We start from the raw sequence: 25102 nt of genomic DNA, 5'->3' as shown, positions 1-25102 counted from the left end.
GGACGACGTCAGTGCTGGCCGCCCTCGGAGGCGTTGAACATGGACTTGGCGTACTGGACGCCCAGGCCGTAGCCCCCGCCGTTGCTGGTGGCGATGCCCGTGGTCAACGCGTAGGTGGCGCCGCGCGCCCAGTCCCGCTGGAGCTCCAGCAGGTACTGGAGGCTGGTCATCGGCATGGCGCCGGCCTGAACCATGCGCTGCACCGCGCGCTCGTGGGCCTCCTCGGAGATGTCCCCGCTGGCGTCGGTGATGACGTAGACCTTGAAGCCCTGGTCGATGGCGGACAGCACCGGCCCGACGATGCAGACACCCGTCCACAGGCCGGCAATCACCAGCCGCTCCTTGTCGAAGCGGTTGACCTGCTCGGTGACCTGCGGGTCCTCCCAGGCGTTCATCGTGGTGCGGTCCACGACCCTGGCCTCGGGGAAGACCTCCTTGATTTCAGGGAACAGGGGCCCCGAGAAGCTCTTCTCCGCGACGGTGGTCAGGAGCGTGGGGACGCGAAAGCCCGCGGCCGCCTTGGCGATGAGCGCGGTGTTGTTGCGCAGCAGCGAGATGTCGATGGAGCGCGTCGCGAAGGCCATCTGCGACTGATGGTCCACGAGGATGAGCGCGTGGTTGTCGGGGGTGAGCAGGTTCTTGCCGGGGGTAGGATTGGCGTTGGGCATGGGGCTCCTCGGGGGTGTTTGCACTTCATGGGGACGAGACTGCCGTCGACCTGGGTTTTACATAAAACACCCGGAAGTCCCGCGAGAGCATCCCCCGTTCGGGTGACGGCTCAATCCCCAGTGGCGTTGAAGGGCAAGGCCCCCGTCACGGGCAATCGCAGCCATAGTCAGGCCATTCCCGGCGTCCCCTCGGGAAACATCGAGATGAGTCGTTGCACGACGAGAGGATAGCGATGCCAGACGTCTGGATGAAACCCCATGCCAGGGAGGATGTCCTCCCCATTTCGGGGGATGGCGGGGGACTCGGCCTGTGCAGAGAGCGGCACGGGGCGTGAGGAATCCGCTGGTGTTGAGGGTGTATCAGTCCCGTTGTCGCGGTGATGGCCAGATTCCGGCATCCCTCCTGGAGTGGTATCCTTGACGTCATGAACGCGATGGACTCGAACATCCGAATCCTGGTGGCCGACGACCATCCGCTGTTGCGTGAAGGGCTCAGCGGGATGATTGCCGGCCAGCCGGACATGAAGCTGGTCGCCGAGGCGGAGAACGGCGAGCAGGCACTCCAGGCCTATCGGACCCACCAGCCCGACATCACCTTGATGGACGTGCAGATGCCGAAGATGAATGGCATCGACGCCATCACCGCGATTCGCTCGGAGTTTCCGGCGGCGCGCATTGTCGTGCTGACGACCTACAAGGGCGACGCGCAGGCCGTGCGGGCCATCAAGGCGGGCGCGTCCGGCTATCTGCTCAAGAGCATGCTGCGCAAGGACCTGGTGGAGACCATCCGCAGCGTGCATGCGGGGCGCCGCCGCATCGCCGCGGACATCGCGTCGGAGATGGCCGAGCACATGGCGGACGACGAGCTGACGTCGCGCGAGCGGGACGTCCTGAGCCGGGTCGCCGCGGGCAACGCGAACAAGGAAGTCGCCGCGCAGATGGGGATCTCCGAAGAGACCGTCAAGACGCACATGAAGAACGTGCTGACGAAGCTCTCTGCCAGGGACCGCACGCACGCGGTGGTGGTGGCCGTACGGCGGGGCATCATCGACCTCTGAGCGGAATTCCCCGCGCTCCCTGCCCAGCTCCGCGATACAAGAATTGTTCAACAGGCCGATGTTCCGTGCTTGTCCCGCAACGTAGGTGGATGTAGAAGGCGCGCCCCCTTGGCCGAACCGGGCCTGGGGGACATCCAAGGACAGCACAATATGAAGTTGGCCAATGCTTGCCTGCTCATGGGCATGCTTGCTTGCGTTTCTTGCAACACCCCTCCGACTGAAGCTGAACCCACTCCTCCCCAGGAGTCAGGGGCTGTCTCCCAGGCGATGGAGCCTGGTGATTACTGGGCGGCGCACGCCGCCAGATTCCAGCAGACCGAGCTCCAGCGAGACATTCCGGTCCAGCGCTTCCAGCGGCTTGGCGCGCACAATGCCCACGTCAGCAATGCCTATTCCCACGGCGGGCGTTGGTACATGCGCGTCAATCAGCACCGCTATGTCTACAACCAGCTCGCCATGGGCATGCGCGCGCTCTATGTGGACGTCTGGGACCATGGCTGTTTCTACAGCAAGGACGAGCCGAACGACCCCTACGGCAACGCACAGGCGCCGGGGTTGTGTTTCAGCCATGCCGTGGAGCCCTTCTCGACGCCGATCAATGGCATCCTGGGGGAGATCTCGACCTGGCTTCGCGAGCCCCAGAACCAGAATGAAGTTCTTCTGATTGGCATTGAGGACCTGGAGGTCAACTCGGCGGATTCCCGGACGCGAATGGTCAACCTGTTGCGCCATTTCTTCGACAAGTCCTATCCGAATGTCCCGGGGGATACACGGGGCAGTCTCATCTTCACTCCGCGGGACCTGCGAACCTACTTCTCGAACCCGTGGGCCATGGGGTCGGGCTCCCAGGCTCCCGGCGAGTATCATCCCCAGCGCTGGCCGACGAACGAGGAGCTGGCCAGGATGGGCAAGCGGGTCATCATCTCCGTGAAGGACCGATTCGACTATTCATCCCTGCCCGATGGAAACGGCGGCTCGCTCAAGGACTGGGTCTTCTCCGAGAGTTCGGGGCACCATGAGGGCGGCTCGGCCGAGCCGGATCTGTGGGTCAACGCGCCCGGTTACCCCGCGAACGAGGCGCAGAAGTTCACCGGATATCCCTCCTGTCGCTCGCAGGACCTGCCCGGGGCGCTGGGCCTGTATTGGACGGAGTTCTCGGAGCTGCGCATCTGTGACCAGACTCTCCACTGTGGGCTGCCGTACTCCGGGTTCTCCCACTACCTGGACTACTGGGCTGCCACGCGCTGTGGCTTCAGCATCTCAATGGACCAGGTGGAGTCGAACCTCTCGTATTCACCGTATGGTGTCAGTATGGATGCGATGAAGGAGGCGCTCTGGTCCTTTGGCGAGGATGAGCCGAATGACGGGGATGACAATGAAGACTGCGCGGAGTTCCAGGCGGATACCGGTCAGTGGAACGACGTGGACTGTGCTTCGAGTCTGCGGCGCGCCTGTCAGAAGGTGGGCGCGACCTGTGACGCCTCCTACTGTCCGTCTGATTACTGGAAGTTGTCGACGGGGGCCTACGAGTGGGCGCCCCAGTACAACTTCTGCCCGGACGGATATGCATTCATTCCCCCCCAGAACGGCTACGAGAACCAGAAGCTGCAGGAACTCGTCGATGGCGGAGACAACGTCTGGGTCAACTTCTCCGACCGCCTGCTCGAGGGCAAATGGCAGTACGAGGGTTTCCAGTGGTGGGCTGACGGCGAGCCCAACAACTACGATGGTGTCGAGCATTGCGCTGAGTGGAAGGGGCTGTATGGCTACAACGACGCCCCCTGCGCCACGAACAAGGCCTATGCCTGCCTCCGGATTGCAACCGGCTCCTCCTCCGGCAATCCCTGGTTCATTACGGACGCCACGGGCCCCTGGAACCGGCCGCAGTGCCCCGCGGGCTATGAGTTCGTCCCGCCCAGGAACGCCTCGATGGGTTATCAGCTCCAGGAACTCTCGTACCTCTCGGGCAAGAACGCCTGGGTCAACCTGACGGACCAGTTCGAGGCAGGTCGCTGGGAGGAGGTCCCCTTCCAGCCCTGGGGGACGGGCGAGCCGAACAACGCGGGAGGCGCCGAGAACTGCACGCTGGCCAACGTGACGGGCACCTGGAATGACGCGCCCTGCGATACCGCGGTGAAGCACGCCTGCCGGTGTACGAGCCAGGGCTGTGTGCTGAATGACTGGAAGCTGTCGGCCACGGCTGGCGCCTGGAGCGCGAGTGTCTGTGGCGATGGCTGGACGTTCTCGGCACCCAGGAACTCCATCGAGAACACGGCGCTCCAGCAGAAGCAGCAGGGAGCCATTGTCTGGGTCAACCTCACGGACCAGACAAAGGAGGGGCGGTGGGTTCACTGGGGCGGTGCCCCGGTGCCGTTTACGCAGTGGGCCGCGACCGAGCCGAACAACTACAATGGCAACGAGCACTGCGCCATGATTCTGGCCAATGGGACCTGGTACGACGCGAATTGCGCCGAAAGCCATCCGCATGCATGCCGGAAGTACGGGACAAGTTGCACTGCGACCGCCTGCCCGTCTGACTATTGGGCAATGGGTGGGACGGGGTCTTTCGACAACTTCCAGTGTCCCTCGGGCTATGGGGCCGGTGTCCCCAAGACCGCCGTCGAGAACGCCGCGCTGCTGACCAAGACGAACGGTCAGAACACGTGGCTGAAGCTGACGGACCGAGGCCACGAAGCAGACTGGACCACCTGGGACTGAGCCTCGCCCGGTGACACGCCCGCCGCCATTTGGGGCGGGCGTGTCGGAAGCCCTGAGTCCTCAGGGCTTCTTGGTCGTGTCGGGCGCCTCGCGGGTCATCTCCACCATGGTGGGGCGCCACCCGAGGCGCGCGAACATCCGCTGTGCGGGCTCGTTCTTGGCGGCGGCGTGCAGGACGACGCGCGGCACGCCCAGGGCCGTCAGCCGGCGCATCAGCTCCTCGGCGAGCAGGGGGCCTACGCCGGCGCGGCGGGCCTTCGCGTCCACCCACAAATCATGGAAGCCGCCGGAGCGGTCCAGCAGGGCGTTCCAGTCCACGTCCTCCACGCGGCCGTACGCATAGCCCACCACCTCACCGTCCAGCTCGGCGACGAGGACGACGGCGTCAGGCTTGCGGGCCTCTCGTCCCAGCCACCAGCGGTATCCAGACTCCACGTCGTCCGGAAGCATGAAGCGCTGAGGGTCGAGCTCGTGATGGAGCCGTGCGAGCGCCGCGCCCATCCGGCCCAGAGCGGGCTCGTCCGAGGGCTGGGCGGGGCGGAGGGTGACGGGCATGCGAGAGCTCCTTCAGGGAGGGCCGTCCAGGTGGCACGGCGCGGGGGCGACAGCGTCACACAGGGGCTTCGGGGCCGCACGGCGTTCGTTGGGGGTAGGTGTGGAGTGTTGGACGCACGCGGAACGAGTTGCTCCGAGGGGCGCACCTGCGTGCCGTCCGGACGCTGAGGCGTGCCGGGTGGACGCGAGGTCCGGCGCTCCAGCAAGGGAGGTCCTTGTCTTTACTGGGCTTGCGCTCCGGGTACACAGCTTGCTCCCCGGGCACCGACCAACCCGGGAGTCGTCATGCTGTGCAGCTTCTGCAAGCGGGAGGAGATGGAAGTCCGCCTCGAATGTGACACGTGCGCCAAGAAGTTCTTCATCTGTCTCAAGTGCTGGAATGGCTGGCGCGGAAAGGTCACCCACTGCGGGAAGCTGCTCGACGTCAAGCGCTTCATCTCGCGCTCGGACGCGCATCCTCCGCTCGATGAGCTGCTCGGTCGCGCCGCCGCCGAGGGACGGAAGTTCCAGTCGCGGCTCTCGCTCTCCACCATCGAGATGTTCGTGTGCTCTCCGCTTTCCACCTATGGGAGCACGACGACGAGCGACCTGGAGGAGGTTGTCCGGGTCTTCGCCCTGAAGACCTCCGTGGCCACCCTGCGGTCCATGCTGTTCGCGGACTACGTGGAGTTCACCGCGAAGCACAACCTGGAGTCGGGCTCGTGCGGCGCCACGTCCTCCTGGATGGATGACGTCACGACGGTGGGAGGCGACGCGCCGGCCGTGGGAGACATCGGCGCGCCCGCGCTGCTGAGCCTGCTCGAGAACACGCCGGGCCCCTACTACTGTCGCATCTCGCGCAAGCCCCACTCGTTCATGGTCGAGCGCCTGGGCGACGAGGTCCGCGTGTACCAGAGCTATGCGAGCAAGTACTCCCTCGCCCACTGTCTGGAGGCGATGCGGCCCATGACCCACGCGAAGTTCTGCGAGGACTTCACGCTCGCGCTGACGGAGCTGGGGACAGGCGAGGAGGTCCGCCAGGCCAAGAAGCGCCTGTTCCTCATCGACGTGCACTGGAGCCAGCCCCGCATCCAGTACCGGCTGAACACCGCTCCCGCCCGAAGCTCCCTCGTGCTCCAGAACCTCCAGGCGCGCCTGCAGGCCTACCGGGGCGAGTGGGCGACCTGTCTGACGAAGACCATCGAGGAGCTGGCTCCCGACCCGGTGCCCCAGGTGTTCGCGACAGCGCCGCTGGGGCCCCTGGAGCTCGTCGACACCCGCCAGAAGCTCCTCGTCTACTTCGACGAAGACACGTTTCCGGATCCACTCCAGCTGGGCATGGACGTGGATGGTGACTTGGGGGGCTACAGAGTCGTCGCGCAGAATGGCGACGTCTTCACCTTGCGAAGGCGCTGAGGCGGAAGCCCGCGCCCGCGACCATGGCTACCGCGCGAGCCGCTGCCCCTTGAGGCGGCGCCGCTCGCGCACGTCGGAGCGCACCATGTCCACCATGCCCGCGCCCGCGAGTCCCGCGAAGGCCAGGCCGCCGAACATCACCACGTAGCTGGACATCCCCGCGTTGCCGCACTCCACGCACGCGATGGCCGGGTCGTCCGGTTCGTAGTGCACGGGCAGCTTCGTGCCGGAGGCATACCGGTGCGTCAGGCGCTGGGCATCCGGCAGCGCGCCCGTGTCATTGCCTCCGAACGAAATGGTGTCCGCCGAGTAGGAATGGCCACCCACCGAGTACTCGTACTTCACCTCGGGGTGGAAGCGGGTGGTGCGCCGGTTGCGCACCGTCTCCACGCCCGAGGACACCACGGTGCCCTCCGTGGTGGGCCAGCGCTCGCTCGCATGGGCGCGGTACAGCATGCGCCCGCCCCCGAAGGCGAGCATCCCCCCGAACACCAGCATCAACCCCGCCAGTAGCACCTTCATCATCTCGGCATGTCCTCACTTCGCGTCGGGGGCTTGGGCGCGGGCCCGCTCCCCGAGCGCTCACGGTTCGCTTCGTGCAGTGCAGGAGCCACGCCACCATTTTCCCTCGTGGGCGCGTCCGGCCGGGTGGGGCAATCCGCCCCGCGCGGGGCGGTCCGCCCCATGCTCCAGGTTCACACCGACGCGCAAGCTCCCACCCAGGCCCCATTCGAGGGCAGACTGTCCGCCCATGCCATCCCTCGACACCGAGCTCGACACCGCCCGCCGCATCGCCCGTGAAGCGGGCGCCCTCTTGCTGGAGGTCTACGCCACCCCCTTCTCCGTCGAGGACAAGGCAGGCGGCCAGGGGCCCGTCACCGAGGCGGACACCCGAGCCAACGCCCTCATCGTGGAGGCGCTGCGCCGGGCCTTCCCCGGTGACGGCGTGGTGGCCGAGGAGTCCGACAACAGCGCGGCCGCTGGCCGCTTCGAACGCTGCTGGTTCGTGGACCCGCTCGACGGCACGCAGGAGTTCGTCAACCGCAACGGCGAGTTCGCCATCCACATCGGCCTGGCCATTGGCACCGAGGCCGTGCTCGGCGTGGTGTACCGGCCGGTGGGCGACACGCTCTATTCGGGCGTGGTGGGGCAGGGGGGCTTCGTGGAGAAGGCGGGCGCGCGCCGGGCCCTGCGCGTGTCGGACGTGGCGGAGCCCGCATCGCTGCGGCTGGTGGTGTCGCGCTCGCATCGCTCCAAGCTGACCAACCAGGTCGTGGCCCGGCTGGGCATTACCCGCGAGCAGGAGTCCGGCTCGGTGGGCGTCAAGTGCGGCCTGCTCGCGGAGTCCCAGGCGGACCTCTACCTCCACGTCAGCGACAAGAGCTATCGCTGGGACAACTGCGCGCCGGAGGCCGTGCTGCGCTCGGCCGGGGGCATCCTCACGGACCTGGGCGGCACGCCGTATCGCTATGACGGCTCCGAGCTGCAGAACCTGCGCGGCCTGCTGGCCTGCAACGCCGCCGCGTTCCCCCACGTGCAGCCCGTCGTCACCCGCTTCGCGCGCGAGGCGGGGCTCATCACCTGAAGCGCCGTCAGCGCGCGTCCGCCGCGAGTCGCAGTTGTGCGTAGAGCCGGGCCAGGTCCGGGAGCTGGTAGTGGGCATTGAGCCCGCTGGGATTGGGCAGCACCCACAGCCGCGTGGTCCCCAAGGTCTCCTCCTGGAGTCCGAGCTGCGCCTTGGGTCGCGCGAAGGCGGTGCGGTAGGCGCCCATGCCCAGCACCGCGAGGAAGCGCGGGTGGTAGCGGCGCACCTTGGCTTCGAGCGAGCGGGCGCCCTCGGTCAGCTCCGACTTGTCGAGCAGGTCCGCGGTGGCGGTGGCGCGGTCGACGACGTTGGTGATGCCCAGGCCCTGCTCGCGCAGCTCGCCCTGCTCCGAGGGGCTCAACTGTCGCGTCGTGAAGCCCGACAGGTGCAGCGTGGGCCAGAAGCGGTTGCCGGGGCGCGCGAAGTGGTGGCCCATCACCACGGAGTAGAGGCTGGGGTTGATGCCGCAGAAGAGCACGCGCAGGCCGGGCGCGATGATGTCCGGCATGTGGCGGCCGGTGGCGGCGTCGAGCTCGTCCCGCGTGGGGCCTCGTGGCGAGGGCATGTCACGCATCTCGCATCAGCCGCGCGGGGATGGCAACGGCCGGGCTGGCGGGGACGTGCCCGGTGGGGCACTCTCTGCGCTTGCGTTCCGAGAGGGACGACCTCTTCCCATCGCTGGAGACCTGGCACATGGCGCACATCGTGACGCTGACGCTCAACCCCGCCATCGACGTCGCGACGTCGGTGCCGGAGGTCACCCCGGAGCACAAGCTGCGGTGCGGCTCGGTGCGCAGGGACCCGGGCGGTGGCGGCATCAACGTGGCGCGCGTGGTGCGGGAGCTGGGAGGGGAGTCCATCGCCGTCTACACGCGGGGCGGTGCCACGGGGCTCATGCTGGAGGAGCTGTTGGAGGAGAAGGGCCTGCTGCGCCGCTCCATCCCCGTGGAGGGCTCCACGCGCGAGAGCTTCACCGTGGCCGAGGGCGCCAGCGCCCGGGAGTACCGCTTCATCCTCCCCGGGCCGGTGCTCTCCGAGCTCGAGTGGCAGCGCTGCCTGAGCGCGGTGGGGGAGGTCGCCACGGGCGCCGCGTTCATCGTGGCCAGCGGAAGCCTGCCCCAGGGCGTGCCCGACGACTTCTACGCGCGTGTCGCGCGGCTGGCGAAGCGGCTGGGTGTGCGCGTGGTGGTGGACACCAGCGGGACGCCGCTCTCGGCGGCGCTGGAGGAAGGGGTGTTCCTGGCCAAGCCCAACCGCCGCGAGCTGCGCGAGCTGACGGACCGGAAGGCGGAGGACCTGGCGACCCAGGCCGAGGCGGCGCGGGAGCTGGTGGCGAGGGGCCGGGCGGAGGTCCTGGCAGTGTCCATGGGGGCCGACGGCGCGCTCTTGACGACGCGTGACGCGCAGCTTCGCGCCTCGCCTCCTCCGGTGGAGACGCACAGCTCGGTGGGCGCGGGGGACAGCTTCGTCGCGGGGCTGACGCTGGCGCTCGCCCGGGGCCAGTCCCATGAGGAGGCCCTGCGCTGGGGCATCGCCTCCGGCACGGCGGCCCTGCTCTCCCAGGGCACGGACCTGTGCGGCCGAGCGGACGTCGAGCGCCTCTTCACGCAGGTGAAGGCGGAGCCCCTGGCCCGCACTCCGTAGCGCCGACCCGGGTAGACTCCGCCTCCTCGGGTGGCGTCCGACCAAGGGAGGGGGCGGCGTGTCTCTCTTTCCCCGCGACAAAAGCAGCCAGGATTGGACAGAGTGCGCTCGCGTGTCCGCCTCCACCCCTCCTTCTCCCGCAGCTTCCGCTTCCGCCCGTCTCGGGCCCTGGCACTGGGTCGCGTTCCTCGTCGGCGTGACGCCGCTCGTGGTGTACGCGTTCTCGCCGCGTATCGGCGACCTGGACCTGTACTTCAAGACGGCGCGTGCCTTCCTCGCCGGCGCCACGCCCAACCAGGACTTCCGCTTCGAGTACCCGCCCTACGCGCTGTTGTGGTTCGTCCCCGCCGCGTGGGTGCGCCATACGCAGTGGGAGTTCATCCCGCTGTTCGGCCTCCAGCTGGCGGTGATGGATGGGTTCATCAAGTGGGTGCTGCTGACCGAGGGCGCGCGCAAGTGGGGCAGGGCGTGGCGCTCGGTGGTGCCGTGTCTGGCGTACTCGGTGACGTCGTGGATGGCGGCGCTCTACTACCTCAAGCGCTATGACCTCATCCCCGCGGCCCTGACGATGGCGGCCCTCTTCGCGCTGGCGCGCCGCCGCGAGACGGTGGCGGGCCTGGCGCTCTCGGTGGGCGTGGTGACGAAGCTGTACCCGGTGGTGCTGGTGCCGCTCGCGCTGGCCGTGTGTTGGAAGCGCGGCACGCTGGGCAAGCTGGTGGTGGGCCTGACGCTGGGCGTGGCGCCGCTGTTGCCGCTGAGCGCGGTGTGGCCCTGGTGGGGCTTCGCGTCGTTCCATGTCGACCGGGGACTCCAGGTGGAGTCGCTCGGGGCCTCGCTGCTGTGGGCCGCGCATCACCTGGGGCTGGTCCAGGGCGTGCTCTGGATTCACGCCCCCGCGGCGTTCGAGCTGCATGGCGCGGCCGCCGAGGGCGTGAGGGCGGTGAGCCGGTGGCTGTGGGTGGTGGGCTCGCTGGGCATGGCCGCGGTGGGCATGTGGTCCGTGCGTCGCAGGCTCCCCGAGCGGATGGAGGACCTGGCGCGGCTGGCGCTGGGGCCGCTGGTGGCCTTCATCATCCTCAACCCGGTGCTCAGTCCGCAGTTCCTCACGTGGGTCATGGGCGCGGCGGCGCTGGCGCTCTTGTCCGGCTCGCGCACGGCGCCCGTGCTCATCCTCGTGGCCGCCGTCCTGTCGCGAGGTGTCTTCGTAGGGCCCTCGTACAAGTACGGGCTGGGCATTCCCCAGACGCTGCTGTTGCTGGCGCGCAACGGGATGTTGTTCGTCGCGGGCTATCTGCTGCTGCGGGATGCGTGGCGCCGGGTGGCCTCGGAAGACGCGGCGCCCAAGGCGTCGGCGGCGCTGGACTACCTGCCCGCGTCGGTGGAGGCGGGCTGCGCGGAGCCCGCGGGCATCGGGCTGGCGAGTCAGCGCCGGTAGGGCGTTCCGTTCTTCATCACCCAGCGGACCTTGCGCACGGCGGAGATGTCCCGCGTGGGGTCTCCGTCCACGGCGACGAGGTCCGCGAGCAGCCCGGCCTTCACCTGGCCGAGCCGGTCCTCGCGGTGCAGCATCCGCGCGTTGCCGGACGTGGCCGCCTGGAGCACCTGCGCGGGCGTCATGCCGTACTCCACCATCAGCTCCATTTCGCGCCCGTTCTCCCCATGGGTGAAGACGCCCGAGTCTCCACCCATGCACATGGGCACACCCGCGGCGAGTGCTGCGCGGAAGCTGGCGCGCTTCTCCTGGATGGGGGCGGGCTCCGGGCCCACGCCCTTCTTCCAGCCGTGGTAGCGGAACAGCGCGTCGCCCGCCGCGAGCGTGGGGCAGAGGAAGACTCCGCGCTGCGCCATGAGGCGGAAGACCTCCGGTGTTCCCCCATCGCCGTGTTCGATGGTCTCCGCGCCGGCGAGCACGGCGCGGCGCATGCCTTCGGGCGTGCTGGCGTGGACGGAGACGGGGCGGCCGCCGTCGCGCGCCGTCTCGACGATGAGCTTCATCTCCTCGAGTGAGTAGGTGGGGCGCGCCTCGCCCGAGGGGCCCCAGCGATAATCGCCGTAGACCTTCACCCAGTCGGCTCCCCGGCCCATCTGTCCGCGCACCGCGCGCACCAGGTCATCGACGCCGTCGGCTTCCTCGGCGCCCTGGGGGACGTGCCACTCGGGGGCGAAGCCCTTGGGGGCATAGGTGCCAGTGGCCACCAGGGCCCGGGTCGCCACGAGGAGGCGAGGTCCAGGGATGATTCCCTGCTGGATGGCTTGCTTGAGTCCGACGTCGGCATCACCCGCGCCCTCGGTGCCCAGGTCTCTCGCGGTGGTGAAGCCCGCGAGCAGTGTCTCTCGCGCGTGCTGGGTGGCCCGGGCCACGCGCAGGGACAGTGGCTCCTTCAGCACCTGGTCGTTCCAGCTCGTCTCGTTGTACGGGTGGAGGAACAGGTGGGAGTGGCCCTCAATGAGCCCGGGCAGGAGCGTGGTGCCGGCGAGGTCGACGACTTCCGTGCCCTCGGGCGCCTTCACCTGCGAGGCGGGGCCAGCGGCGACGATGCGCTCTCCGGTGACGAGCACCACCCAGCCCGCATGGGGCTTGGGGGTGACGCCGTCGAAGACGCTCGTGGGGCGCAGCAGGTAGGACCTTGGAGCAGGGGCCGAGGCTCCAGACTGCTGGGCCGAGGCCGTGGTGACGACGAGGGCCAGGAGGAAGGCGCGCATGGCGGTTCCGGGGAGTGGGTGTGGGGGAGGGGATGATGACGCGGCGCCAGGAAGGCAGCCACTTCGCCGCTCCCTGTCCTGGAGGGCAAGCTGGACTGAGAGGGCGCTTCAGGTGCGCTCATCCCCCGTGCTGCGAGCGCCAGCGGGGGGTGGTTAAACCCAAGGGCATGGCCCGAGAACAGAGCGTCAACGCGTTGTTGCCGGTGGAGGCCGAGCTCCAGAAGGAGAAGGCCTCCGCGCTCAAGCGCACCGGCGAGAAGCTGGAGAAGGCCCTGGCCGCGCTGGAGGGCGCCGAGCGCGAGCTCTTGATGTCCCGGGGCCCCACGCGGGCGGTGCGCCTGGAGCGCTACCGCGAGGTGCGCAAGGAGGCGGAGCTGCAGCGTTGGTACCTGATGGTGCAGCGCGAGGCGTGTGGCATCCGCAACAACCGGGACCTGGACCTGATGTACCCGATGCCTCCGCTGGTTCGGGAGTGACACCGGGGGGGCGGGCATTGGTGGGGTGACTTGTCCCCTGTGTGATGGATCTACCCATTGGATCGCTTGCGGGTCACATCGAGAGTTGGCTACGCCGAAACCTGAACGGTTCCGCGCCCTTGCCCCTCCCGCGCGCGGACACCGGACAATCAATCTGCCAAGCCTGTGCGACCAAGACTCGCGATCCGTTTGGCCGACCCGCTTGCGGTCCATGACCTCTGCAAGCCCCGCACCGACGATGACCTGCCGCTATCATGAGCGGCGCGCCTCGGGGCCGGGTGCGCGCAAGCGCGGAACTCGTCGTGCTCGGATTGGTGCGGCTGCCAGCCATTGCCTCGGCCTACCTGCTGCCTGCGCTTGACGGTCCCTACCTGGTACCTGGGGACCGCAATAACTGGCAGCGACTGCATTCTCCGCTTGAGCAGCGCCGCGTCCCTCGCATCCTGAGCCGGCGCTTCCGCGCCAACCCGGTTGGCTATCTTCGAGACATCGAAGATGGGCTCAGGCCATATGTGCCGGCGTAGAGCCAATGGGGTGCGTGCCCGAACTGGAGACTCCCAGTCCATCGAGCGAATGAAGGACGTGCTGAAATTGTACGCGTATCCCCTGTGCTCGGCTGAACCTGTCGTGTGCTTTGTTGTAGGATGTCGCCAATCACTACCCGGGCGCGGAGCCCATCCACTTGGTGCTCGACAACCGCAGCATCCACGGCCGCCTCGCCCTGGGGGTGCGGTATGGGATACGAGCAGGACGTCGACCCTGGGGCCGATTCAGCGTGCATTACCCGCCTGCGCACAGGAGCTGGTTCAATCAGGCGGAGGTAGTGATTTTCCCGCGCTTTCGTTGGTGCCTCGGCAATTGGTGCATTCCAACCCGAAAGAAACGGGATCAGGAATCAGACGCCTGGGAGCTGTGGGCCAACCGCCAGCAGCTCCGAATCCGCTGACGATTCACCGTGCCGAAGGGCCGGGCGAGGTCCGGCGAGGACCCACCCATCCCCTCCTGGTCAAGGACTGGCTTCGAAATCCCAGGAATGCCTGTCTGGGCATGCTGACGCCCTCGCGCCCGTCCTCCTCTCTTCTCCTCGTCTGGCCTCGAAGCTGTAGGCATATTGCTCGGCATGCTTGGAATTCCTGTTACGCGTCGCGGGATTCATGCGCGGCATGACGGAGGGTGATTTCAGAATGTCAGAATGTTGATGTATTGATCCCCCCGCAAACGGTCGGCCAGCGGTCGAGGTGCGTTTGCGCGCTTGGGCACGGGGATATGTCACAACGGGTATGGATCGGGGCGGTCGTCGTGTGGGGCCTGCTCGGCGGAGGCGCCTGTGAGAAGCAGGCGCCCATCACGGATGTCACCGAGGGAGGGCCCGTCGCGGCCCGATTCGAGGGTGGCATGCTCACCGTGGCCGAGGTCGAGCGAGAAAGCCGGCGCCTTCCTCCCGCGCTGCGCGCGAAGTTCGAGACAGGGCCCGGTCGTCGGGAGTTCATCCGCTCGTTGGTCGACAAACGATTATTGGCCCTTGAGGCCGCGCGCCAGGGTTTGACCGCGACTCCCGAGATTCGCAGGCAGGTGCGAGAGCTTGAGGAGCGCTTGAGCATCGAGGCGCTCCTGGCGGCGGAAGAGCATGCTGCTGCGGCCCCCACGGAGGCCGAGGCCCGTGCCTTCCATGAAGCCCACGTGGAGCGTTTCGCCGAGCCGGAGCGACTGAGGGTGGCCCGGGTGCTGGTGTCAGTGGCGTCTGGCAGCACGAAGCATGCCTGGGAGCAGGCAAGGGCTCGCGCCGACGGGTTTCGCAAGCGTCTGTTGGCGGGCGAGCCGGTAGGGAAGGTGGCGGTGGAGGGGGAGGGGCCGGAGCGGATTCGCGGTGGAGACCTGGGGTTGCTGGCCCGCGGCGAGCTGGGAAGCGAACCGCAGGAGAGGGCGGCCCTGGCGCTGACGAAGGTCGGTGCCGTATCCGGAGTAGTGGAGTCCTCCGAAGGTGTCTTGGTTCTGGTGCTGCTGGATCGGCGGCCCGCCAGGGTTCCCGCCTTCGAAGAGGTTCGCGCGGCGGTCCTGGGCCAGATGCGACCAGGTGGCCAGCGCAAGGTCCTGTCTCAGGTGCTGACGCGCTTGCGGACGGCGGCCCACGTCAAGTTGGAAGAGGGCGACGCGACAACCACGGCCGCTGAGACCAGCGCCGGGGCGCGGCGCTGACGCGGCAAACAGCGGTCTTCCGTGTAGGAATCGAGGGGGAGCCGTGCTCCTTACGCTTTCGAAGAAGTTCCTGACCTGCGTCGTCTTGATGACTGGCCTGGTGGTGGGCTCCGTCGCCCATGCACAGGCGCGTGTCGCGACCACGTTTCCCCTGGTGCCGCTCCGGCCGGGCATCAACGCCCTGGATCTCGGCTTCTCGACCGAGGGGGACGCGACCCAGCTTCGGGTGGCTGTGAAGGCGACCTCCGCGTCCACGGGAGTCCTCGTGGATGTGCGCGATGTCATCGTCGATCGGGACCTCGCGGGTGCCATCCCCTTCCATCTTCGGGTTCCCCTGCGGCGTGAACTGCCGGTGGACGCCGTGGTGGATGTGGAGGCGCAGCCGGTCAGTGGCGGCACCGGTTCGCCCCTGCTGGCGCACTATGACCTGAGCACGCCACCCCTCGTCCTGCCGGCGGGCTCCATCCAGGTCAATGCGAGCGCGGACCTCTCGCAGTTGCTCGTGCGCATCACCGCCCAGGGGCAGCTCGCTCATGCCGAGCTGTCTCTAGTGGGTGCCTCGGTCGAGGCGCTGCGGCGCGTGCACGGCAGCCTGAGCGACGCGGAGTCCGTGGCCTTCGCGAGCGTGCGCCGGGAGGTGGGGCGTCCTCGTGTTCAGGGGGCGGGGCAGGTGGACTTCGTCATCACGCTTCCCGAGGGCGTCAAGGTCCCCGGGGACGGCGTCGTCGTGGCCGATGTAGCGGTTCATGACCCATACGGGCGGGTGGTGAACACGTCGGCGGTCGAGTTCACCAGTGGGCGGGCCTTCGATCCTCTCGTGGATATCTCCGTGAGCCCAGCGCCCCTGTTGCTGAAGGGGGGCTATGGCACCACTGTTCCGCTAAAGGTCACGGGCCATTTCGCGCTGGGTGGGGATGTGGACCTCAGCGGTCCCAGGCAGGGGGTGGTCTATGCGTCCTCCGACTCCCGCTATTTCGTCGTCTCTCCAGAAGGGCTCGTACAGGCGAGGGAGGATGGAACGGGTCAGGTGACCGTGAGCTTCGCCGGGGCCACGGCCACCGCGGACATCATCGTCGACTCCGACGCCGACCTCTCCTCGCTGCGAATCGAGCCGTCCCAGCCGCAGGTGTCACGCGTGGGAGGCGACACCCAGCTCAAACTGGTCGGCGTCCTCACGGATGGTCGGCTCGTCGACCTCACGTCCGGAGCACTGGGAACGGTGTGGACGTCAGAGCGACAGGACGTGGCGACCGTGGGCCGTGACGGCCGGGTGTCGGGCATCCGTCCGGGTGTCGCGCGCCTTCGAGCGAGCCGCGATGGGGTCGAGCCTGTCTACGTCGACGTCGTCGTGCGTGATGGAGCCCCCACCGTGCGCGTCGTCGCGCCCTCGAGTGTCACCGCGGGCAGCGCATTCGATCTCCACGCCACCGCCACGGACGACATCGCCGTGGCCTACGTGGAGTTTCTGGTCAATGGGGCGCCCGCGGGGCGCGTGACGCAAGCCCCGTACGCGCTACGTGTCCAGACACCTCCCTACGGAGGGGCGACCCTCACGCTCTCCGCCGCGGTCGTGGACAGCGAAGGCAAGCGGGTGGTGGGCAATGAGCTGAAGGTGAAGGTCGCGGGGACTCCGCTGCCCAGCAGCCAGCCCATCACCATCGAGCTGCCCGCGCCAGGAGCGCTCCTGGTCCAGGGGCTGCCCCAGGTCCTCCGGGTCACGAGTGGGGACTGGATGGGCGGTGGCCTGGCGGCGGACGACTTCCAGTTGGTGCGCTACTACGTCGATGACGCGACGGCTGGAACGGTCGACCTGCCCCGGGTGGAGATTCGCAAACACCCGGTGACCGGTGCCGCCATCGCCGTGCCGCTCTGGGAGCTTGCCTTCACGCCCCGGCAGGGCACCGCGGGCTCGAGCGTGGCCTTTCGCGTGGAAGCGTTGGACCGCGCGGGCGCGCTGGTTCGCTCGGAGACGCTGTTGGTGCGCGTCGTTTCCGACGCGCCACCGCTGCTGACCTTGCAGCAGCCGCGCGGAGCCACCGCGGAGGCGGTGGCCGCCGTCCCCATGCAGGTGGCGGGAACGGTGAGCGACGACGCGATGGCATTTGGCACGCTGGTGACACTGAGGGTGGATGGCACCTCGGTGGACTCCGTCCGGCTGACACGAGGGAGCGTGGGCGGTACGTCCCTGGGCATCGAACCGTTCTCTCTCCGGTGGACACCTCCGGAGCAAGACGTGGGGAGGGTTCGTCAGCTCGAAGTGGTCGCCACCGACAGCGCGGGGCAGGAGCGCCGGCAGCGGGTGGATGTCACCGTCAAGGCGGATCGTCCTCCGCAAGTCGCCATCCTGAGCCCCGCCTCTTCCGCGACCTGGGTGGGAGGCTCTCTCATCGAGCTGTCCGCGAAGGTGGTGGATGACACGGCGGGAGCCGTGGAGGTCGTCTGGACGGTGGGCGGCATCCCCGTGGGGAGCTCCGCCGTGGAGCCCTATCGCGTCTCCTATGCGTTGCCCGTGGTGAAGGAGCAGACCCCGCTCACGGTGACCGCGCGGGCGCGTGATGCCTCGGGCCTCACGTCGCGGGGGGACGTGACGTTCTTCGTCGTTCCAGACGCAACCCCGCCCTCCGTCTCCTTCGTCGTTCCGCGAGATCAGGCCCGGGTTCCAGAGACCCAGGATCTGCTCGTCACCGTGGCCGGGCTCGACGATGTGGACGTGGTGAAGGTGGAGCTGCGCTTGGACGACGTGCTGGTCCACACGGACAGCTCGCCTGGAGAGAACGGCGGGGTGCGTGGCTCGTTCGTCACGCACGCGCTGGTGGAGGCTTCCAGGCTTCAGCCAGGGCAGACGCACGTGCTGACGGCGAGGGCCTACGATGCGTCTGGCAACCAGGGCTCGGCGCCAGTGATTCGTGTGCTCGCCCAGGAAGACACCGCGCCCGAGGTGTCCTTCATCGCAACCACTCCGACAAAAGCCACTGCCGGTACTCGCGTGGACGTAGAGGTGAGCGCGCGGGACGACGTGGGGGTGAGGTCCGTGGAGCTGTGGATGGACGGGCAGCGCGTGGGCGTTGCCACCGCGCCCCCCTATCGCTTCGCCGTCAACGCGGCGCTTCCCGCCCGCTCAGTTGTTCTGGAGGCGCGGGCGACGGATGGGACCCGGGTCCAGACGGCGCGGCACACCCTCTCCATCGAGGAGGACACGCGGGTCCCGCTGCTGACCTTCCGCGCGCCTTCGCCAGGAGCCCCCGTGTTCGCGGGCCGCCCACTCCAGGTGGAGCTTGCCGCCTCGGACGATGTCGCCGTGCAGCAGGTGGAGCTGTTCACGTCCACCAGCCTGGGCGTGCAGACCACGGGGACAATGGAGGGGCTCTACACGGTGTACCGCTGGACGATGCCCGTGAACGAGAGCCTCGTGGGCGGGAAGCTGACGCTCAGGGCCGTGGCCACGGACTCCTCCGGGCTCACCGCGGAGCGCCTGTTGGAGATTCCGGTGGTGAAGGATGAGGCGCCCGTGGTGGGCATCTTCGCTCCTGCTCCCGGGACACCGTACAAGGAGGGCGACGACGTCACCCTGGCCTTCACCATGGGGGACGATGATGGCGTGGTCGGCTTCGTGGGGCTGTCCGGAGGCGTGCGTGAGAAGCCCCTCCCGGAATCAGGAACGCCCCTGGTGCTGAACGGGCAGCAGCTCCTGGGTGTACGAGCCCCCATCATCAGCAAGGGGCTGCCGCCGTCGGTGGGCGTGGAGGCGTTGGATACCGGAGGGCAGACGGGCAAGGCGGAGGTCCACCTCCAGGTGATTCGCGACATCGAGGCCCCGTCGGCAGTGCTCGTCACGCCCCTGCCTCGTCCAGAAGGGGAGCGGCTCACGGTTCGAAAGGACGGTGCGTTGGGGCTCCGGGTGGAGGTGGGCGACGACGTCCGTGTGTCCAAGGTCAGCCTGACATTGGATGACCACCCTGTCGTGACGAACGGAGGCGCGGAGGTCCTGGTGGTCAAGGACTCCCGCCATGAGGAGACGCGCACGCCCAACCCCCTGTCACCCGGGGAGATCATCACCAGCCGTCGATTCCTGGCCAGCTTCGAGGGGACGCTCGACCTCAGCGGCCGGGCTCCGGGCATTCATCGCTTGACGGCACGCGCGCTGGATCCCGCGGGAAACGGAACCGATACCCGCGAGCTGGTCTTCGAGATCGTGGAGACCCAGGACACGGAAGCCCCGAGCCTGACGCTGCGGTTGACGGGAACGCCGTCGGCGAGGACGTGCGTTGCGGGCTCCTCCGTCACGCTCCAGGCATTGGTCATGGACGACGGCAAGGTCCGGTCCCTTGCGGTCGAGGCGGATGGGAAGGCGCTCGCGGTCCCAGCTTTCGACCCCATCGCGAAGCTGCCGCAGTCCTGGTCTCTGACCCTGCCCGCGCTGGGCGTGGAGGGGCCCCGGACCTACGCCGTGAAGGCCCAGGCCACGGACCTGGCGGGGCGTACGACCCACGCGACGCTGACGTGTGAGCTGATCCCAGATGCCGCGCCCAGCATTCGCTGGGTGAAGCCCACCGAAAATGCGTCGTTGACCGAGGAGGCCGCGCAGCAGGTCCAGGTGGAGGTCGAAGAGGATACAGGCGTCTCCGCGGCCTGGCTGGTGGCGTCGACGCGGGCCCCGGCGAGCTTCGGCGCCGATGGGCACTTCCTGCTCCCCACGCCCGCCGCCACGGGAGGGCTCTACGCCGGTCAGGTTCGCCTCGAGTTCGGAGAGGCCCAGGTCTTCGACCTGCGAGCCCGACCGACGGCGCTGGAGGTCCAGCCGCCCTTGACGGGGCAGTTGGGAGCGTCCCCCCGAAGGCTGGTGCTTTCCGCGCCGACCGAGGCGGCCGCCGGCCTGCGTGGCGAGGTGCTCTATCGCTTCACCCTGACTCCAGGCCTGGAGGGCAACGCACAGGTCCAGGCCTTCCTCGCGGCGAATCCCGGAGGACGGCGAACGTTCAACCTGGGCACCGCCGCTCAGCACGCGGAGGTGCTGACCTTCCCAGCGGGTATCCAGGTCGAAGAGGTCAAGGTGACCCTTCTGCCCTCGGAGTCGGGGGCGGCCGCGGCCATCACCGAGGTGGGAGTCCGCTACGAGACGAACATGGTTCAGGTCCGCGCCGTGGCGGCCGGGGAGCGGCTGACGGTTCGCCCGTGGGCCATGAGTGTCCAGCCAGGACAGCTGGGCACGTCGAGCGCCGAGCAGCGGATGCCCGAAGGCTGGGCGCCCAACCCGGCGCTACTGACGCTCGCGGTGAGGGACCTCGCGGGTGCGGTGGCGGTGCAGAGCCGGCAGGTACGGGTGGGCGCGGACGTTCGCGGTCCCACGGTGCGCATCACGCAGCCGCTGACGGGGACGTCCCGCGTGCGCCAGGAAAGCTTCAATGTCCAGGTCGAGGCGCAGGACGAGGTCGACGTCCGGCGGATCGAGCTGCTCGTGGACGGCGTCAGCCGGGGTGTCCGTGAAGGCATCCGGCTTGGATCGGTGTCCTTTCCGTTGAGCATTCCCACCGCGACGGTGGGCACGCCGCTCCAGTTGATCGCGGTGGCCGAAGACCGCGCTGGCAACACCCGCACGTCCTCCACGGTCTTCCTGGAGATCGCCGAGGACCAGGGGCCGAAGGTGGGGCTGTCCCGGCTGGAGTACCACCTGGGCGGAGACGTCGCGGGCAACTATCGCGCGGTGCCCGAGGTGGAGCTGCGCACGGGCCATGTCCGGTTGCTGCAAGGTGCCGCGCATCGCGTGCAGGTGGACGCCGAGGACGACGTGGGACTCGTCCGGGTGGAAGCGCACTACGCGGGCCAGCGCATCTTCGAGCGGGACCTGGCGGCGGGACAGAAGACTTTCTCCCACGGCCTCGACTTCATGCCACCGACGGGGGCCAGTGGTGCGGCGACTGCCCTGGTGGTGACGGCGAAGGACAGCCAGGGTGTCGTCCGAAGCACCCAGCTGCTCGTCGAGGGGCGCCAGCCCACGGCGCCGGCCCTGGCCATCGCGAGCCCGGCCCCGGGTGCGACGCTCACCGAGGGGAGCATCTCGTTGCAGCTTTCCGCGGTGTCGGGTGACGACACCTCGGTGGCGCGCGTTCGTTTCTTCATCAATGGGCAGCTCGCGCTGACAGTGCCGCGCCCCGAGGCGCGGTTGATCGAGACCCTCCCGACGGATGGCAGTCCTGAAGCCGGGTTTCCGTTGGCGCGTGATCCCGCGCTGCGAGGGGCCATCGCGTCCCTGTCCGCGCCCTACAAGGACAGCGCGCTGCTCCAGGAGTTTCGTGGCCGCGTCATGTTGCCGCCGGGCTTCGTGGAGCTGGACCCGACCCGCCCCGACGTCGGGCTCGTGCTCCGTGCGGTCGCCACGGACCTGGAAGGGCATGACACGGTGGTGGAGCAGGTCGTCCGCGTGGTCGCGGACACCACGCTTCCCCAGGCGATCATCCTGACTCCCTCTCTCGGCAAGGACCTGGTGGAGGGGAGTCCCGTCCATATCGAGGTCGTGGGGACGGATGACACCTTCGTTCAGGACGTGGAGATCCTCGTGGGCCCCACCCTGGATACGTTGAAGGTCATCCGCCGCGCGGGAGGTTTCCCGCCCGAGAATGCCATCGAGAGTGGGGGGTACTCCGTTGCCAGTCCGGTGGTGAGCGCGGACTTCACGCTGCCGAGGCTCAGCGAGCTGGGCGCGGGGGACTCGGCCCCGTTCCTCATCGCCGCGAGGGTGCGTGACTCCGCGGGCAATGCCAGCGAGCAGGCCCTCCAACTCGTGGACGTGGTGAGGGATCAGGCTCCCTCGGTGGCGCTGGTCTCGCCCTCGGATGGCCGACCGGTGGTGACGCAGTCCCTGGTCCCAGTGATGGTCGCGGCCGAGGACGACGTGGCGATCACCAGTCTGCGGCTGAAGGTCAATGGCGCCTTCCTGGACACCATTCTGCGTGCTCCCCCGTTCGCCTTCCTCGTCTACGTGCCCGCCGGGGCCGAAGCCGTGGAGCTCCAGGCCTTCGCGACGGACTCCTTCTTTCACGAGGTCCGCAGTCAGGTGGTGAGGTTGCCCGTCGTGGATGACCGGCCTCCCACGGTGGCCATCGCCGAGCCCCGCCAGGGCCAGAAGGTGACCCAGGGGCGCGACTTCGCCTTCGTCGTGGCGGCCCAGGACGATGTCGGCGTCCAGTCCGTGGAAGCAACGGTGGAAGGTGGGCTGGGTGGAACGCTGACCTTTGTCGGCACCAGCGCGCCCTATCGCTTCCGGGTGCCGCTGCCTCCGGGCTCGGCCGGGCGCACGCTCGTCCTGAAGGCGCGCGCACGCGATACCTCGGGCCAGGAGACGCTGGCGCCCACCCAAGAGGTGGAGGTGCAGGCGGATACGGCGCCCCCGACCGTGAGCTTCCGCGCCCCCGCAGACCAGTCCGAGATCGTGGCCGGTCAGCTGCTGCGCATCGAGGCGGATGCCGACGACAACGTCGCGGTGGTTCGGGTGGACCTGTCCATCAATGGAGTCCGGCTGGCGACGATGCCCGCGCCGCCCTTCGTGGCCAACTACCGTGTCCCCAGGGAGCTGGCGGATAGCGACCTGACTCTCGAGGCGAAGGCCACCGACGCCTCTGGCAACGAGCGCGCCGCCACGGTGGAGGTCGGCGTGGTGGAGGATGAGCCACCCACGGTGACGCTGGAGCCGGTGTCGGGGCTGGTGGTGGGGCGGCCTTCCGTGCTCTCCGCGCATCCAGCCGACGACCTGGAGGCCGTGGCCAGCGTGGGCTTCTTCATCACGCGACCTGGTGGGGAAGAGGTGGAGGTGGGGCGGCGCCATCAGCTGCCCTTCCAGTTCGTCTACACACCTGACAGGACCGAGGCCGAGCAGACGCTGGTGTTCCGTGCTCGCGTCGTGGACCTGGCGGGGCAGGAGGACTGGAGTGAATCCAGGTCCGCCATGGTGGCGAAGGACCAGCCCCCCACGGTGGTCATCGTCAAGCCTCTGCCTGACAGCGCCATCTTCGAGAGCACGCTGGTGCGGGTGGAGGCGGATGCACGGGATGTGGAGGAGCGCGTCAAGACCGTCCATTTCTTCGTGGATGGACGCAGGGTCGCGACCGCCAACGCGCCGGCGGGCTTCGCGGGCAAGCCGACCGTCTTCGCGGCGAGCTTCCAACCCGACGTCGGCAGCGGCAATCGCGCCCTGAAGTTGATGGCGGTGGCCGTCGACTCGGTGGGCCAGGAGACGCAGTCGGACATCGTCACCCTGGGCACGGTGCGTGACACCGCGGCCCCCACGGTTGAACTCGTCGAACCGCCAGGCCTCGACGTGGTGACCGAGGGGACGCTGATGCCGATGGCGGCGGCGGCCGTCGACAACGCGGCGATAGCGGGCGTGACGTTCCATGTGGACGGTGTCGACGTGGGAACCACCGCCGTGTCCCTGCCGGGGCCGTCGGGGCGTCCGCTGTATCGCCATGAGTGGCTCGTCCCGACAGGTGTCGCGGGCACGCAGCGGCAGGTCCGCGCCTCGGCCGTGGACCCAAGCACGAACCGCGGAGAGTCCATGCCCGGGTGGGTGGAGATTGGCATGGCGCCCGCGCAGACCTTCAATCCCTTCCCGGGTCTTGGCACGCAGACCGTGCTGAGGGGCGGGGACTCGGCTCGGCGGGTCCTGTCGGGGGTGACGGACGGCACGACCTTGAACCGGGTGGCGGTGACGCAGGTGGATCAGGGGACGACCACGGCCCTGGGCTCCTTCGACGTCGAGGGGCCCCCTCGGGCCATGGCCTTCCACGGCAACCTCGCGCTGGTCGCCACCAGTCGGTCCGCCCCGCGGGGCGGCGGCTCCATCCCGCCCCGGTTGACGGTGCTGGACCTCGCCACGACGCCCTTCCTGAGCCTTGGCTCGGTCGACCTTCCTGGCGAGGACGTTCACGGCGTCGCCTCGGCCGGGCGGCTGGCTTTCGTGGCGAACGGAGACGTGGGGGTGGCGGTGGTGGATCTGGGCGAGCCGGCTCAGGCCTCTCCGATGCGTCTGGATACCGTCGTCACGGAGGGACCCGCGCTGGACGTCGCCGTTCTCGGCGACCTGCTGCTGGTGGCAGCGGGGCCCGCGGGGCTCCAGGTGCACAGCCTGCGAGACCCCCTGCTCCGTCCCAGTGGCTTCGTGGCACTGCCGGGCGAGGCGATCCGTGTGGTGACCCAGGGTTCGCTCGCCTACGTGGCGTGCCGGGATGCCAATGCCACGCTGGCTGTGGTGGACGTCTCCAACCCCGTCGAGCCGCTGGTGCGCGCGCTCCTGCCTCACCGCTCCGAGCGGGCGGATCTGCTGGCCACTGGCCTGTCCGACGTGGCCGTGAGCGGGAACCTCGCGGTGGTGGTCGCCTCGCTGCGCAACGCCACGAACCAGCCCGTGAAGGGGCTGCTGTCCGCGTCGGTGCTCCGCTCGGATGGAACGGCGCCCATCTTCGTTCGTGCAAACCTCCCGCGCGCGGGTGGGGTGACGATCGAGTCAGGCGCCCCCGTCGCCCAGTACGGCGACCAGGGAGCCGCTGTCTACAACCTGCCCGACTTCGTCGTCACCTGGGTCTCGCCCGTGGATGGTGACGCCCAGGTGCCCGTGGGGGCCGTGGTGTCCCTCGAGTTCTCCGCGCCGCCGAACCCCGACACGGTCACCGCACAGACCGTCATGCTTCGTGAAGCCGACCCCACCCTGGGCCGGGTCATCACGGCCACGGTCGCGACGAACGGACGCCGCGTGACGCTGACGCCCTCCTCGAGGCTGAAGGTCTCCACGCCATATTTCGTCTCGGTCACCAAGGCCGTGACGAATGGCAACGGCCTGCCGCTCGCCGAGTCGTTCATCGCCCGGTTCGCGACGCTGTCCACCGTGGAGCCCGCTCCGGTGGTGGTGAGGGTGTCACCCGGGGCAGGCCCGCTGGAGGGGGGCCTGCGAGTCACCGTGTCCGGCGACCACTTCGTGCCGGGGGCCCAGGTGTTCTTCGCAGGTGCCGAGGGACGCGGAGTCTCGGTAGCCCCGGATGGCAAGAGCTTGAGCGTCGTCGTTCCCGCCCAGCAGAAGGGGCCGGCGGTGGTGACGGTGGTGAATCCAGATGGAGG

The 25102-nt window shown here is 68.6% G+C and carries 14 protein-coding genes (1 of these 14 only partly in view); 9 read left to right on the top strand and 5 right to left on the bottom strand.

Annotated features, from left to right (window positions below; genetic code table 11):
• Positions 1-8: 8 nt before the first annotated feature.
• Positions 9-668, bottom strand: coding sequence for a hydrolase (locus HUA75_RS21760; protein ID WP_174487447.1), 660 nt, complete (start codon positions 666-668; stop codon positions 9-11).
• Positions 669-1093: 425 nt separating this feature from the next.
• On the opposite strand from HUA75_RS21760, the gene HUA75_RS21755 reads away from it, so the two are divergent.
• Both HUA75_RS21755 and HUA75_RS21750 read left to right on the top strand, forming a co-directional pair.
• Positions 1094-1726, top strand: a complete 633-nt coding sequence (locus HUA75_RS21755) for a response regulator transcription factor (protein ID WP_174487446.1) — start codon at positions 1094-1096, stop codon at positions 1724-1726.
• 267 nt (positions 1727-1993) lie between these two features.
• A complete protein-coding gene (locus tag HUA75_RS21750) occupies positions 1994-4444 on the top strand; it encodes a lectin-like protein (RefSeq protein ID WP_174487445.1) in 2451 nt (816 codons plus the stop codon).
• Positions 4445-4504: 60 nt separating this feature from the next.
• Here HUA75_RS21750 and HUA75_RS21745 read toward each other — a convergent pair whose 3' ends face one another.
• Positions 4505-4999, bottom strand: a complete 495-nt coding sequence (locus tag HUA75_RS21745; protein ID WP_174457258.1) for a GNAT family N-acetyltransferase — start codon at positions 4997-4999, stop codon at positions 4505-4507.
• 285 nt (positions 5000-5284) lie between these two features.
• Between HUA75_RS21745 and HUA75_RS21740 the strand changes: the two genes are divergently transcribed.
• Positions 5285-6394, top strand: coding sequence for a hypothetical protein (locus tag HUA75_RS21740; RefSeq protein ID WP_174487444.1), 1110 nt, complete (start codon positions 5285-5287; stop codon positions 6392-6394).
• A gap of 27 nt (positions 6395-6421) precedes the next feature.
• On the opposite strand, the gene HUA75_RS21735 is transcribed toward HUA75_RS21740, so the two are convergent.
• A complete protein-coding gene (locus HUA75_RS21735) occupies positions 6422-6919 on the bottom strand; it encodes a DUF3592 domain-containing protein (RefSeq protein WP_141648903.1) in 498 nt (165 codons plus the stop codon).
• Between the two features lie 226 nt (positions 6920-7145).
• On the opposite strand from HUA75_RS21735, the gene HUA75_RS21730 reads away from it, so the two are divergent.
• A complete protein-coding gene (locus HUA75_RS21730) occupies positions 7146-7979 on the top strand; it encodes a 3'(2'),5'-bisphosphate nucleotidase CysQ (protein ID WP_141648904.1) in 834 nt (277 codons plus the stop codon).
• A gap of 7 nt (positions 7980-7986) precedes the next feature.
• Here the strand turns inward: HUA75_RS21730 and mug are convergent, their stop codons facing one another.
• On the bottom strand, positions 7987-8544 hold the full coding sequence (gene mug, locus HUA75_RS21725; RefSeq protein ID WP_305794736.1) for a G/U mismatch-specific DNA glycosylase: 558 nt from the start codon (positions 8542-8544) through the stop codon (positions 7987-7989).
• A 128-nt stretch (positions 8545-8672) separates the two neighbouring features.
• On the opposite strand from mug, the gene HUA75_RS21720 reads away from it, so the two are divergent.
• On the top strand, positions 8673-9623 hold the full coding sequence (locus HUA75_RS21720; RefSeq protein WP_174487443.1) for a 1-phosphofructokinase family hexose kinase: 951 nt from the start codon (positions 8673-8675) through the stop codon (positions 9621-9623).
• A 112-nt stretch (positions 9624-9735) separates the two neighbouring features.
• On the top strand, positions 9736-11058 hold the full coding sequence (locus HUA75_RS21715) for a glycosyltransferase family 87 protein (RefSeq protein WP_174487442.1): 1323 nt from the start codon (positions 9736-9738) through the stop codon (positions 11056-11058).
• Here the strand turns inward: HUA75_RS21715 and HUA75_RS21710 are convergent.
• Positions 11046-12326, bottom strand: a complete 1281-nt coding sequence (locus HUA75_RS21710; protein ID WP_174487441.1) for an amidohydrolase family protein — start codon at positions 12324-12326, stop codon at positions 11046-11048. The two genes, HUA75_RS21715 and HUA75_RS21710, sit on opposite strands and share 13 nt — an antisense overlap.
• 167 nt (positions 12327-12493) lie before the next feature.
• Between HUA75_RS21710 and HUA75_RS21705 the strand changes: the two genes are divergently transcribed.
• From HUA75_RS21705 to HUA75_RS21695, 3 genes are all read left to right on the top strand, one after another.
• The gene (locus HUA75_RS21705) at positions 12494-12802 is read left to right on the top strand and encodes a hypothetical protein (RefSeq protein ID WP_141646878.1); all 309 of its coding nucleotides are present in this window, start codon (positions 12494-12496) and stop codon (positions 12800-12802) included.
• A gap of 1299 nt (positions 12803-14101) precedes the next feature.
• Positions 14102-14998: a peptidyl-prolyl cis-trans isomerase gene (locus HUA75_RS21700; RefSeq protein ID WP_174487440.1), complete on the top strand. Its 897-nt coding sequence runs from the start codon at positions 14102-14104 to the stop codon at positions 14996-14998.
• Positions 14999-15041: 43 nt separating this feature from the next.
• Positions 15042-25102, top strand: part of the annotated coding region (locus HUA75_RS21695; RefSeq protein ID WP_174487439.1) for an Ig-like domain-containing protein (this coding region is incomplete at its 3' end). 19166 nt of the annotated region lie beyond the right edge of the window; 10061 of its 29227 annotated nt are in view.

Source organism: Myxococcus sp. CA040A (genome assembly GCF_013336725.1).
Lineage (GTDB): Bacteria > Myxococcota > Myxococcia > Myxococcales > Myxococcaceae > Myxococcus > Myxococcus llanfairpwllgwyngyllgogerychwyrndrobwllllantysiliogogogochensis.
Note: the sequence above shows the minus strand (reverse complement) of the source record. Positions and strands in the feature narration are given on the sequence as shown.